Here is a 12,825-nt window from a genome sequence, read left to right as displayed (position 1 = left end):
CAATCGGGCTGGCATTATTGTCAATGTTGCGTTCGTCGCTACGTTGATCGGCCTTTTGTGTGCTCACTTAGCGCCGAGAGAATAGTGAAATGTTATGTTTGGATAAATAATCGTCGGTTAAACGCTAAAATGATAATTTTTTCGTGACAGGTGAAAAAACTTATGTAGAATTCAAACCACTTAGCCGAGAGGTGAAGCGCCAAGGCGCGTTGGCAGAGTGGCTATGCAGCGGATTGCAAATCCGTGGACCTCGGTTCGACTCCGGGACGCGCCTCCATGAACTCTGGCTAAAACAATACGGACGCGGGATGGAGCAGTTTGGTAGCTCGTCGGGCTCATAACCCGAAGGTCGGTGGTTCAAATCCGCCTCCCGCAACCAATTTTAGGTTGCTGAAGAAGCGCTTAACGATTGATAATAAGTCAATACGACCTTCGGTCGGTGCCGTTGCACGGCGCGTTAAATCCGCCTCCCGCAACCAATTTTAGGTTGCTGAAGAAGCGCTTAACGATTGATAATAAGTCAATACGACCTTCGGTCGGTGCCGTTGCACGGCGCGTTAAATCCGCCTCCCGCAACCAATTTTAGGTTGCTGAAGAAGCGCTTAACGATTGATAATAAGTCAATACGACCTTCGGTCGGTGCCGTTGCACGGCGCGTTAAATCCGCCTCCCGCAACCAACTTTAGGTTGCTGAAGAAGCACTTAACGATTGATAATAAGTCAATACGACCTTCGGTCGGTGCCGTTGCACGGCGCGTTAAATCCGCCTCCCGCAACCAATTTTAGGTTGCTGAAGAAGCACTTAACGATTGATAATAAGTCAATACGACCTTCGGTCGGTGCCGTTGCACGGCGCGTTAAATCCGCCTCCCGCAACCAACTTTAGGTTGCTGAAGAAGCACTTAACGATTGATAATAAGTCAATACGACCTTCGGTCGGTGCCGTTGCACGGCGCGTTAAATCCGCCTCCCGCAACCAAAGCGACATTAGCTCAGCTGGTAGAGCGCGACCTTGCCAAGGTCGAGGTCACGAGTTCGAACCTCGTATGTCGCTCCAAATATAAAACAGTGGCGAAAGCGGCTGAAAAGATTGCGTGCCCTGGTGGTGGAATTGGTAGACACAAGGGATTTAAAATCCCTCGGCGTTCGCGCTGTGCCGGTTCAAGTCCGGCCCGGGGCACCATTAATGAACAAGACGGCGACCTTTAGGGTCGCCGTTTTTGTATATTTTGTTCCGCGCTCAGTCTGCACGTTGTGCTTCACCATTTTGCAGAAAATAGACCGCACTCCGCGTTGAATTTACACCGCGAGCCTCGATATCGTCCATTTCGGTTGGCTCCGTCACCCCAATATGATTTTTAAGCACTTGCTCACCAGAGCCGGGCTGGTACTGTGCCTCGCTTGATTGGGTTTGATAACGACTCATGGCTTACACCCTCACATCGCTCTCTTTTTATCATAGAACAGCGTGCTCAAGGAGGTATAGTGAGGTGCATCAACGTTAGGGGAGGACGAGAGAAGACGGTAGGTAATAAAAAGGCAGCTTAAAAGCTGCCTAGTAAAATGGCGATGGCTACGATGCTATATAATGCTGAAGCATTGTATTTCATTCTGATGTGCCAAACGGTAGTGGATATCTTGCGGATCCTTACGCCCCGATTGTCGAATAACCACCCCGCGTTTGACCCAGGTTGCCATCATGGCGTCGATTCCATCAGGACTGATCCCGTATTGGTTGGCGAGGTCGAGGCGACTAATGACACCCGCCTGAATGACACTGGCTTTGAGCTTTTGCAGGATCATAGTAGGTCTCCTTAAACCAATGGGGATGTTTGCCGACATAGCGCATGAGTGCTACCACGACAATCAGTAAGGCACAAAGGCCAGTGATGTAGAGTGTGGCTGGCGTGGTGGCGACACTCAACTGACTGAATTGGTAGCATAGCGTGGCACCGCTTACCGCTAGCAGCATTGACCAGCTCGCCACAAACAGGGCAAACCGGCGACCAAACTCACGTGTGTAGGCACCTAGAGCGGCAACACATGGGGTATAAAGCAGGATAACAATAAGATAAGCCATTACGCTGGCGGTGCTGGTGAATTGACGGTGCAGATTATCAAACGTTGTCATACTGACTTCTTGGGCTTGTGCGGCGGCTTCGGTGTTTTCAATCTCACCGACGTCAATAGCCAATGGGTCGGTATAATCAATGCCAAATAAGTTTTCCGGAATGCTCTGAACCGCTTCGACCAGCGCTTCTCCCAGTGTGGCTTCTTCTTCCGCTTCTTCGCTGGGCGCATAAAGGTTATTCAAGGTGCCGACCACCGCCTCTTTGGCAAACAGACCCGTCACCAACCCGACAGTAGCGGGCCAATTATCCTCTTCAATCCCGATAGGTGATAGGGCCGGCGTGATCACTTGTGCTGTTTTCGACAGGACGGAAGACTCGCTGTCTTCGTGTCCGAACGACCCATCGGTGCCTAGAGAGTTAAAGAAGGTCAGAATGGTTACCACGATAACAATGGTTTTACCGGCACCCAGAACAAATCGACGCAGTTTTTGCCAGGTATTGCTCATCACATGGCGCACACGCGGCAGTTCGTAGTCTGGAAGTGTCATCAGCAGGCTTTCACTATGCCCTGGATAAAGGGTATGACGCAGTATCAGGCCGGTGATGATCGCAGCAATAATGCCAAGTAAGTAGAGGCCGAAAACAAGGTTTTGACCATTTTGTGGGAAAAACGCCGCGGCAAAGAGGGCGTATACCGGAAGGCGGGCGCCACAGGACATAAATGTCGCCATCGCGGCCGCGGTTTTGCGCTCGTGAACCTGTTCTAATGTGCGCGTTGCCATCACGGCAGGAACGGTACAGCCAAAGCCGAGGATCAAGGGCACAAAGGCTTTGCCCGGTAACCCCATTTTTTGCATTAAACCGTCTAATAAAAAGGCGGCACGTGCCATGTAACCTGTGCTCTCTAATACCGTTAAAAATAGGTACAAGCCTGCAATAACAGGAATAAAGGTGGCAACAGTTTGAATACCTCCTCCGAGGCCATCGGCGAGAATAGTGACAATCGCCGTCGGCAGTATGCCGTCAAGAAGCTGATGGGTACCATCGACAAGTACCGCGCCGGCGGCAATATCGAAAAAGTCGATAAAGGCGCCGCCAATGTTGATGGCAAACACAAACATCGCATAGAGGACAGCAAGCAAAATAGGCAGTGATAAAAAGGGGTTGAGAAGGACCTTATCTAACTTTTCGGTATTATTGCGACTGAGGTGGCGAAGCTCGCGGCGAGCCTGGTGAACCATGTCACGAATCGCACTGTAGCGCGTATCCGCAATAGCGATGTCAGTATCTAAGTCTGAAAGGGCTTGGTTTGCGATCGTAAACTGCTGCTGGTCAGCCTCGGTGCTACCATCAGGCAAGCGGCCCCGCTCCAAGCACTCAAGCAGGTGCGCGCGTTGATTCACTTGTGCAGCGGCTGCATGAAGAAAACGGGCGCCAAGCTGGCTTTGAATCCAGTTCTCTAATGCCGCACCGTAGTTCAGATACATTGCCTCACAAACGGGTAAATGGGTGGCCAGGTGGGCGAGTTGGTGGCGCAATGTGTCGACGGTCGCTGGCTGGCATGCGGTGACGGTTAAAACGGGACAACCCAGCATCGTTTGTAATTTGGCGGTGTCGAGTTGTTGACCATTACGATCAAGCAAATCCATTTTGTTAATTACCACCACCATAGGAACACCGCGTTCACGCAGTTGAAGGGTGAGGTATAGACCGCGCTCTAGGCAATTGGCGTCTAAGACATTAATAATAAAATCGTTTTCGCCGCTATCGATGGCGTAAGTGGCAATTTGCTCATCAATACTGGCGTCAAAGCCTGCGTTTAGGGCATAAAGGCCGGGTAAATCGGTGAGTTCACACTCGGTGTGGTCGAGGCTCAGCGTACCGACTTTTTTGTCGACAGTGACGCCCGCCCAATTTCCGACTTTTTGTTGTGAGCCGGTGAGCGCATTAAATAAGGTAGTTTTCCCGCAGTTTGGGTTGCCTGCAAGTACAATGCGGCGTGAACTCATCAGATTACCTCCACATCAATCAGTTTGGCGACTTCGCGACGTACGATCAGTTGTTCACTGTCGAGGCGGATCTGAAGTGGATCACCCAATGGCGCGCGCCTGACAAGCTCAACGCCGGTGCCTGGAATCACACCCATGACCGCGAGACGATGACGAACAGACGCGGGCACATGATGGACACTGGTAATACGCGCGGATTGGCCGCGACCAAGTGTGGACAGTTTCATAGTGCAAGATCCAAATAAGAATGGTTTTCATTGCATATTACGCTTAAAAACGGCTCTGTTTTTTGCGTAGGATCAAGTTAAGCGGCGAGTGGAGAGCGTGAGATGTGTCACAACAAAGTAAAAGGTTGATATGGCGAATGATATGTAAGTGCCGCGAAAAAGCCGGAATAAAAAAGCGGCCGATTGGCCGCATTCAGTATTGAGTTAGGCTGATGGGTGTCGATTATTTTTGGGGTTGATGTGCCGCTCGCTGTTGATTCAGTTTGTCGATCGCGATGGCTAACAGTCCAGACCCGTTATCACAGTCAGGGCCAAAGCCTGCGGCCTGTCCCGCTAATAAAGCCAGGGCGTCACTGACATGTGAGACGGCATAGACGTGAAACTCGCCTTTTTCTACCGCCAGTACCACATCTTTGCGGAGCATCAGGTTTTGGACATTGGCAGTAGGAATGATCACCCCCTGGGTGCTGCTTGGGCCTTTTAGGGTGCACACATCAAAAAAGCCTTCGATTTTTTCATTGACCCCACCAATGGGTTGCGCTTCACCGAACTGATTCATCGACCCCGTAATGGCAATGTCTTGTCGAAGTGGGACATCCGTGATCGCAGAAAAAATCGCGCAGAACTCGGCCATGGAAGCGCTATCGCCATCCACACCGCCGTATGATTGCTCAAAGGTAAGATGGGTTTTGAGTGGGATGGTGTCCGTTTTTCCTAGTAAATTCGCCAAGTACGCCGATAAGATCATCACCCCTTTGGAGTGAATACGGCCGCCGAGTTTGACACTTCGCTCGATATCCAGCACTTCTCCTTCCCCAAACGCCGTGGTCGCGGTGATGCGGTTGGGTAAGCCAAAGCTGTAATCCGATGTGCTCAGCACCGAAAGGCCATTGATTTGACCCAGCGCCGTGCCTTGTGTGTTGATCAGTGTGACGCCGTTTTCCACATTCTGCATCATGCTGTCACGCAAGCGGCTCACGCGCATATTGCGGCTGGCGAGCGCTTTTTCTACATGTAGGGCACCAATACTGTTTGCGTTAGCGTGATTCGCCCAATAATTAGACTCGCGCAACAGGTTAGCAATATCGGCGGAGTGCAATGATAAGCGGTTTTGATCCTCGGCTTGTCGCGCACTGTGCTCAATAATACGCGCAATGGCGCTGCGACTGCAGTGGAGCAAATGGCTGTCATGAATAATGCTTGAAATGAACTTGGCGTATTGCTGCTCGGTGCTCTCTGTGCGCGGCATGTCATCTTCAAAATCCGCGGTGACCCGAAACAGCTCAATAAACTCCGCATCGTAGCGTTGGAGTAGCTGATAGGTTTGGTAGTCGCCAAACAAAATGATTTTAACATCCAGAGGAATCGGCGCCGGATCGAGAGACACGGTCCCGCTTAAGGTCACTTCTCGCTCCAGAGCGCTCACACTCAACTGGCGGCTACTGAGAGCGCGTTTAATACCATCCCATACATAGGGCTTCTCGAGGACTTTAATGGCATCCATCAGTAATACGCCGCCATTGGCGCGGTGAAGGCTGCCTGAACGAATCAATGAAAAGTCGGTAAACACCGTGCCTTTAAACGTGGCATTCTCAACATATCCGAACAGATTGTGGTAGCTAGGGCTATCCTCAACCACGATCGGCGCTTGTGCGTCATTTTGACTGACTAACACATTGACTTGGTAGCGGCGAGGGAGTTTTTTATCCAGCGCCGCATACGCAAGTGCAGCTTGCTCCTCACTGTCTTCAAGGAAAATATCAAGGTGCTCGAGCATGTCAGCTTGCATGGCGTCTAAAAAGGCTAAAATGTCAGGCAAGTCAGCAAACTGTTTTTTAAGCGGTGCCATTTGGGTCGCGATGACGTCTTGGGCGATATCCTCGTCCAGCGCTTTTTGCTTTTCCGCGTACTCAGACTCCCATTCGCCAAGTTGGCGAACAACACCTCGCAGTTCCGTCTCCAACTTATCGATGACTTTGCCAAAGGCCATCTGCTCGTCTTGTGAGAGAGCGTCAAAGGTCTCCTCGGTATGAGGCTCCTCGCCGTTTAAGGCCACAAATTGGTAATCACCCTGAGGCGTGATGGTCAAACTCACACTGTTTTTCTCTGCCGTGTCACTTAAGCCTTGAAGCACACTTTGCTGGCGCTCTGTGAGTTGGTTTTTGAGTGTTTCTGCCCGCTGGTAATACATTTCGTTGTCAAACGCCATGGGCAGGGCGTTGGCCAATTTGCCCATCAGTTGCTCAATGTGCTTTTTGAGTTCACTGCCTTTACCCGCAGGCAACTTCAATACTTCTGGTGCGCGCGCCTCTTGAAAATTAGCGACATAACACCAGTCATAAACCGGTGACTCACTTTGCCAGTGTTGGTTGAGGTAGCGCATCATCATGGTGCGTTTGCCCAGTCCATTTTGGCCAATGGCATAGATGTTGTAGCCCTTCTCTTTGATGGACATCGCGAACTCAACCGCATGACGAGCACGATCTTGGCCGACAATCTCGTCAAGCGGCGCAAGGTGTTTGGTTGAAGTGATGTCACTGTGCTTTAAGCTGGACTCACGGTATAAACGATCGCTTTTTAGCGGAGTGATAGCCATAGCGCTTCCCATATTGGCATTGTGTCGGTGATTATTTCAGTGTAGCGGCTGTAAGTGATTGTTTTAGTGACCTTGGTGGAGAAAGCTGTGATGGGGTCACAGTTTTGAGTTGTCTGATGATTTTGTGTACAAAACGGGCCACTAGGCCCGGTGCGATCGTACGTTGGAACGGTTTAGTGAGAGGCCTTAATCGCGGCGATCAGGGTATCGATATCTGCGCGGCAGATGTCTTTGTGTGTTACCAAACGGGCTGGTTTGCCAGACAGAGAGACGCGGATCTCTTTTTCCATCAGCCGCATTTGCAAGCGTGTATGATTGATTGTTTCGGCCACATCGACATAAACGATGTTGGTTTGCACAGGATAGCCGCTAGTGGAAAAGCCGTTCAGTTTTTCCAGCTCACTGGCGAGGTAATGCGCATTCGCATGATCCTCCGCCAAGCGTTCTACGTTTTCGGTCAGTGCTTTATAGCCAGCAACCGCCAATATGCCCGCTTGACGCATGCCGCCACCGAGCATTTTACGAATACGCCGGGCTTTACTGATCAGGGCTTTCGAGCCGAGTAGCAGTGAGCCGACAGGTGCGCCTAATCCTTTGGATAGACAAATTGTCATCGAGTCAAAGTGACAACTGATCGCCTTAATGTCCACTTCTAGTGCGACAGCCGCGTTGTAAACCCTTGCGCCGTCAAGGTGTAGCTGTAGTTGATGTTGGTCGCAAAATGTTCGCGCCTTGGCTAAATAGGACAGAGGTAAGACTTTACCACCTATGGTATTTTCCAAGCTCAGTAGCTTAGTGCGGGCAAAATGAAAGTCATCGGGCTTGATAGCCGCCGCGATTTTATCGAAAGACAAGGTCCCATCTGGCTCATTTTCAATGGGCTGGGGTTGAATCGAGCCCAATACGGCCGCACCGCCTGCTTCATATTTGTAATTGTGCGCTTGCTGACCACACACATACTCATCACCGCGCTCGCAATGCGCCATCAGGGCCAATAAATTAGCTTGGGTTCCCGAGGTGGTAAAAAGTGCAGCTTCAAAACCGTGTCGTTCAGCCGCCCATGTTTCCAGCGCGTTAATGCTTGGGTCGTCGCCATACACATCATCGCCGACAGGGGCGTTAGCCATGGCGTCTCGCATAGATGCATCGGGTTGGGTCACGGTGTCAGAGCGAAAGTCAATCATGGAATAACGTCCTTGTCGTCAGTGATTTAAGTGAATTAATGCGTGTTTACGTCTGAGCATAGCAAAAACCTATTGACTAAAAATAGTGACAAGCGTGAGATATTGACTTAGGTAATAAAAAAGGCCTCGTATGAGGCCTTGGGGAGAATTGTTATCACAGACGCGCGATTAGCTTTTCAACATCTGCCAGTATTTTTGATAGATTTTCACCGCTTCGCCGACATCATTGGTGAACTCACCTTTGTTCACCGCTTCATCGGATGGGAAGATGGTGCTGTTCTCTTTTAGCTCGGCCTCTAAGTACTCAGCCGCGTTGGTGTTCGGGGCTGGATAGCCAAATTCTTCCACCAGTTTCGCCTGATTTTCAGGGCGATACATAAAATCGATAAACTGGTGTGCCAAGGTCTTGTGTTCGGCGTTTTTGGGGATGATAAAGTTATCCATCCATAAGATCGCCCCTTCTTGTGGGTAGACGAACTCAATGCCTTCGATTTCTTGTTGCGCCATGTAAGCATTACCGTTCCATTGTTGGCCAATGCTCACTTCACCGGTTACAAATGGCACATGCGGTGCATCAGAGTTATACACCACCACGTTGTCGCGCAACTCACGGAGGTATTCATAGGCTTGCTTAATTTCAGCCTCTTCGGTGCTGTTAATGCTATGACCTTGTGCTTTCAACGCCATGCCAAACACATCACGCACATCATTCAAGAGCATGACTTGGCCGTTGAAGTCGTCGCGCCATAAGTCTGCCCACTTGGCCACTTTACTGCCATCGACATAATCACTGTTGTAGCTAATGCCAGTCACACCAAACACATACGGCAGCGAATAGCCATTATTTTTGTCAAAAGGTTGACCCAGTAGGCCTGGGCGCAGGTTGTCAAAATGACTGATTTGGCTCTTATCAATGTTGGCGAGCATTTCTTCATTGACCATTCGCTCAATGAAATAGGTCGAGGCAAATGCCAGATCGTAGCCTTCGCTATTCAGGAGTTTGAGCTTGGCATACATGGCTTCATTGCTCTCAAACGTCGAGTAATTGACGTCGACTTGATACTCCTCTTCGAACGCTTCAATCACGTCCATTGGCATGTATTCTGCCCAGTTATAGAGGTTGAGTACCTTATCGTCTGCATGAACGGCGCTTGCAAAGAGGGCTGAAAGCGCAAGTGTTGTGGCGGTGATTCCGTGAGACATTTTTTTCATTGTCATGATCCTTCAATGGCTGACTGGCCGAGTACACGTCGAGCGCATCATATTGTACTTGACCTTAGTGTCAACGAGTTTTTTTACCAACCTTGATAGGGGGCAATACCCTGCTAACGTTAGCATATCGGTTGCCATCTCCCCCAAATGGCCGGGTAAAGTGACGAGAATAATAGCTTGTCAGAGAGGGAGGACAGTGCCAGTATTTGCCGCCTCTGAGCCTGTGATGGCGCGAAACCAGACTGCTGGTTTTTTAGTACTTTTTCTTTTTTGATAACAAGAGTAACCATTGAGAGCATGGTCAAAACGGTTCGACCTGATAATGACTTCAACGCGGCGACAAATTACTATGTTGCAACCCAAAACCAAACGCTGTCATTTCCTACACTGGCAGGCACACAAGAGGCAGATGTGTGTATTATTGGGGCGGGTTTAACGGGCCTGAACGCCGCCATTGAATTACGACAGCGTGGCTATAGTGTCACCGTTCTAGACGCACAAACAGTGGCATGGGGAGGGTCTGGCCGCAATGGTGGCCAGTGTCTCGTGGGGTATTGCCTTGGGCTGAGAGAAGTTGATGAAACCTATGGGCAAGCATGGGGCAAACAGTTGTGGGACTTATCGGTGGAAGCCGTTGATATCGTTCGCGAACGGATCCAGCATCACCAGATTGACTGTGATTTTCAACCGGGCTATATCGAGCTTGCTTTAAACGAAGCGCAACAAAAAGAGCTGCAAAGCTGGCATGCATTAAAGCAAGGGCGTTATCAATACCCAGACGCCCAGTGGTGGGATAAAGCGCAAGTGGCGGAGGTTGCAAATACTGACCGCTATTTAGGTGGATTATACGATCCGAATAGTGCGCACATTCACACGTTAAACTACACGCTAGGCCTCGCTCGTGCCGCGGCGCAAATGGGGGTGAAAATCTATGAGCACACTCCTGCTACACGTTTGGTCAAAGGGCAACCTCATGCGGTGATCACACCTCAAGGTCGAGTGAATACGCCCCGCGTTTTGCTTGCCTGTAACGCGTATCTAGAGGGTTTACACCGTCAATCACAAGCCAAGGTTCTGCCCGTCGCCTCGTTTATTGCTGTGACCGAACCGCTTGGTGAGCGTATGCCAATTACCAATCGCATGGCGATGTCGGATCTCAACAACTGTTTAGACTATTTCCGTCCCACGGCAGAGGGGCGCTTATTGTTTGGTGGCGTCAATCATCCGTTTAATCGCGAGTATAAGGATTCGGCGCAGCGGCTCCACCATCGGATGACTAAGGTTTTCCCTCAACTGGGCCAGGTAAAGATGGACTATCACTGGGGCGGAATGTTTGCTGTGACGCGTAGTTATATGCCGCACATTGCGCATTTAGGCCATGATATTTATACCGCACATGGATATACGGGGCATGGCGTTGGATTAACCAATATTGCGGGACGAGTGGTTGCCGAGGCCATCTATGGCCAAGCCAGTCGCTTTGATGTGTTTGCTCGCCTCAAACATGGCTGGATACCCACGCCAAAAATGCTACGTAGCCCAGCGCTGGCGCTCGCGATTTGGAAAGCAAAACTCGAGGATTTGCTTGGTTGATATGTTGAGAGAGAGTGACGCTATCGATGAGTTATGCTTATGGTCACGATAAACAACGCATGTTGTCCTGCCGGTTAAACGCAGTAAGGTAACGTCTCCATTTCTAGGCGGAGACAAGTGGTTGAGCAACCTGGCTATCATCGATGATATTGCGACACATGGACTCAGTGTGTGCGACGGATTTTTGTCAGCGCAAGAGGTGCATGACTTACGCACATGCTTGCCCGCCCAATGGGCGCAAGCTACGATTGGGCGCGAACAAAAACAGCACACTAATACGCAAATTCGTCGGGATAAAATTCACTGGTTAGAACGCGGGCGCCAGCCTGCCGTGGATGCATTACTAGCAAAAATGGCCGATCTTCAGCAGGCATTCAATCGTCACCTTTTTTTGGGGCTATTTGAATATGAAGCGCATTTTGCCAAGTACAACCCTGGTGACTTTTATGCCAAACATTATGATGCCTTCGAAGGGCGCTCAAACCGTAAAGTGACCACCGTGTTGTATCTTAATGAAGATTGGTCTGAACAAGACGGGGGCGAAATAGTCATTTACAACCACGACGGTAGCCATCGACAAACGTTATGGCCGAAAGCGGGACGATTGGTGACGTTTTTATCCGAAGCTTTCCCTCATGAGGTGCTTCCCGCCAAAAGACAGCGTTTTAGTATTGCCGGCTGGTATCGATTGAATGGTATGAGCGGGCAGCGCGTTGATCCAATCCGCTAACGACAGCCATACTCACTGTCTAACAGTATTGAACGAGGCAGTGTTTTATGGCTCGCTCTCCCGAGCAACAAAGTTTCTTTTCTGATGCGGCATTTGATAGCCACCCGATCACTGATATGCCTGATGCTCAGGTGGATTGGTGGCCTGAGTGGCTATCAGCGGGGTGTGCAGATACATTGTTCTCAACCTTACTCGCGCAAACCCCCTGGCAACAATTGCCGATTTCGTTGTTTGGCCGCACCGTGATGCAGCCACGTTTATTGGCATGGTATGGTGATCATCCTTACACCTACAGCGGACTCACGCTTCAGCCGCTGCCTTGGACGCATCCCTTGCGCCAACTCAAAGGCTGGGTAGAGGCAAAGTGTCAGACTTCCTTTAACACTGTTCTGTTAAATCGCTATCGTAGCGGCAGCGATTACATGGGGTGGCACCGAGATGATGAGCCTGAGCTGGGGGAGCAACCTACCATTGCCTCTGTCAGCTTGGGGGCGAGCCGGCGTTTTCTTTTTCGCCATCCTAAGCGGCAAGAAAAGCGTGAGGTTTTATTGAATCACGGATCCTTGCTGGTGATGAGAGGCACAACCCAAACACATTGGCAACATAGTTTGCCGAAAACGCAAAAGCCGACGAGTGAGCGAATCAACGTAACATTTCGTTGGATCAATAATGATAGCGTCACTTAATAGCTTTTGCGTGCGTCGATGTGTATTGAGCAAAAAACCACGAGCTAACACGAGATGTTTTAAGAGGTTAGTGAGAACGAGCACAAGAAAATGCCCAAAACAACAGCAAGTTGGGTGTTTTTTGATGTTTTCGTTTGCAAAACAGGCAGGTGACACTTTTTTTAAATAATAAGTGTTGACTCGATCACGTTAATCCGTAGAATGCCTCCCCGTACTCAAGAGGCAGCAGCGTTAAGGCGCGTTGGCAGAGTGGCTATGCAGCGGATTGCAAATCCGTGGACCTCGGTTCGACTCCGGGACGCGCCTCCATGTTTCTCTTAGTGCAGTATAATTCGGACGCGGGATGGAGCAGTTTGGTAGCTCGTCGGGCTCATAACCCGAAGGTCGGCGGTTCAAATCCGTCTCCCGCAACCAATTTTACACAGCGCCATGCTGTGTAAAATTGGTTGCGGGAGACGGATTTGAACCGCCGACCTTCGGGTTATGAGCCCGACGAGCTACCAAACTGCTCCATCC

Annotated in this window: 10 protein-coding genes and 6 tRNA genes; 9 read left to right on the top strand and 7 right to left on the bottom strand. The window is 50.3% G+C overall.

The window, feature by feature from the left end:
• Window positions 1–203 precede the first annotated feature (203 nt).
• From BZG13_RS13730 to BZG13_RS13715, 4 genes are all read left to right on the top strand, one after another.
• Window positions 204–277: transfer RNA gene (locus tag BZG13_RS13730), tRNA-Cys, on the top strand.
• A 25-nt stretch (window positions 278–302) separates the two neighbouring features.
• Window positions 303–379 (top strand) — tRNA-Met (locus BZG13_RS13725).
• 602 nt (window positions 380–981) lie between these two features.
• Window positions 982–1,057 (top strand) — tRNA-Gly (locus tag BZG13_RS13720).
• A gap of 39 nt (window positions 1,058–1,096) precedes the next feature.
• A tRNA-Leu gene (locus BZG13_RS13715) sits at window positions 1,097–1,183 on the top strand.
• Window positions 1,184–1,240: 57 nt separating this feature from the next.
• On the opposite strand, the gene BZG13_RS13710 is transcribed toward BZG13_RS13715, so the two are convergent.
• The 7 genes from BZG13_RS13710 to BZG13_RS13680 form a co-directional block, all read right to left on the bottom strand.
• Window positions 1,241–1,426, bottom strand: coding sequence for a hypothetical protein (locus BZG13_RS13710; RefSeq protein WP_077487017.1), 186 nt, complete (start codon window positions 1,424–1,426; stop codon window positions 1,241–1,243).
• Between the two features lie 155 nt (window positions 1,427–1,581).
• On the bottom strand, window positions 1,582–1,803 hold the full coding sequence (locus BZG13_RS13705) for a FeoC-like transcriptional regulator (RefSeq protein WP_069362228.1): 222 nt from the start codon (window positions 1,801–1,803) through the stop codon (window positions 1,582–1,584).
• Window positions 1,754–4,081: a ferrous iron transport protein B gene (gene feoB / locus BZG13_RS13700; protein ID WP_077487016.1), complete on the bottom strand. Its 2,328-nt coding sequence runs from the start codon at window positions 4,079–4,081 to the stop codon at window positions 1,754–1,756. The genes BZG13_RS13705 and feoB overlap by 50 nt, the downstream gene beginning before the upstream one ends.
• On the bottom strand, window positions 4,081–4,308 hold the full coding sequence (locus BZG13_RS13695; protein WP_069362230.1) for a FeoA family protein: 228 nt from the start codon (window positions 4,306–4,308) through the stop codon (window positions 4,081–4,083). Before BZG13_RS13695 ends, feoB begins: the two co-directional genes overlap by 1 nt.
• 223 nt (window positions 4,309–4,531) lie before the next feature.
• Window positions 4,532–6,904: a Lon protease family protein gene (locus tag BZG13_RS13690; protein ID WP_077487015.1), complete on the bottom strand. Its 2,373-nt coding sequence runs from the start codon at window positions 6,902–6,904 to the stop codon at window positions 4,532–4,534.
• Window positions 6,905–7,077: 173 nt separating this feature from the next.
• A complete protein-coding gene (ltaE, locus tag BZG13_RS13685) occupies window positions 7,078–8,088 on the bottom strand; it encodes a low-specificity L-threonine aldolase (RefSeq protein ID WP_069362232.1) in 1,011 nt (336 codons plus the stop codon).
• Between the two features lie 168 nt (window positions 8,089–8,256).
• Window positions 8,257–9,300, bottom strand: coding sequence for an ABC transporter substrate-binding protein (locus BZG13_RS13680; protein ID WP_077487014.1), 1,044 nt, complete (start codon window positions 9,298–9,300; stop codon window positions 8,257–8,259).
• A gap of 297 nt (window positions 9,301–9,597) precedes the next feature.
• On the opposite strand from BZG13_RS13680, the gene BZG13_RS13675 reads away from it, so the two are divergent.
• The 5 genes from BZG13_RS13675 to BZG13_RS13655 all read left to right on the top strand — a co-directional run bounded on the left by BZG13_RS13675 (window position 9,598) and on the right by BZG13_RS13655 (window position 12,723).
• Window positions 9,598–10,893, top strand: a complete 1,296-nt coding sequence (locus BZG13_RS13675; protein WP_077487013.1) for an NAD(P)/FAD-dependent oxidoreductase — start codon at window positions 9,598–9,600, stop codon at window positions 10,891–10,893.
• 121 nt (window positions 10,894–11,014) lie between these two features.
• A complete protein-coding gene (locus tag BZG13_RS13670) occupies window positions 11,015–11,623 on the top strand; it encodes a 2OG-Fe(II) oxygenase (protein ID WP_077487012.1) in 609 nt (202 codons plus the stop codon).
• A gap of 116 nt (window positions 11,624–11,739) precedes the next feature.
• Window positions 11,740–12,309, top strand: a complete 570-nt coding sequence (locus BZG13_RS13665) for an alpha-ketoglutarate-dependent dioxygenase AlkB family protein (RefSeq protein WP_077487034.1) — start codon at window positions 11,740–11,742, stop codon at window positions 12,307–12,309.
• A gap of 235 nt (window positions 12,310–12,544) precedes the next feature.
• Window positions 12,545–12,618: transfer RNA gene (locus BZG13_RS13660), tRNA-Cys, on the top strand.
• Between the two features lie 28 nt (window positions 12,619–12,646).
• A tRNA-Met gene (locus BZG13_RS13655) sits at window positions 12,647–12,723 on the top strand.
• The last annotated feature ends 102 nt before the right edge of the window (window positions 12,724–12,825 follow it).

This window comes from Salinivibrio sp. ML323, from assembly GCF_001995745.1.
GTDB lineage: Bacteria > Pseudomonadota > Gammaproteobacteria > Enterobacterales > Vibrionaceae > Salinivibrio > Salinivibrio kushneri.
The sequence above is the reverse complement of the archived record's forward strand: the minus strand, read 5'-3'. Positions and strand labels throughout refer to the sequence as shown.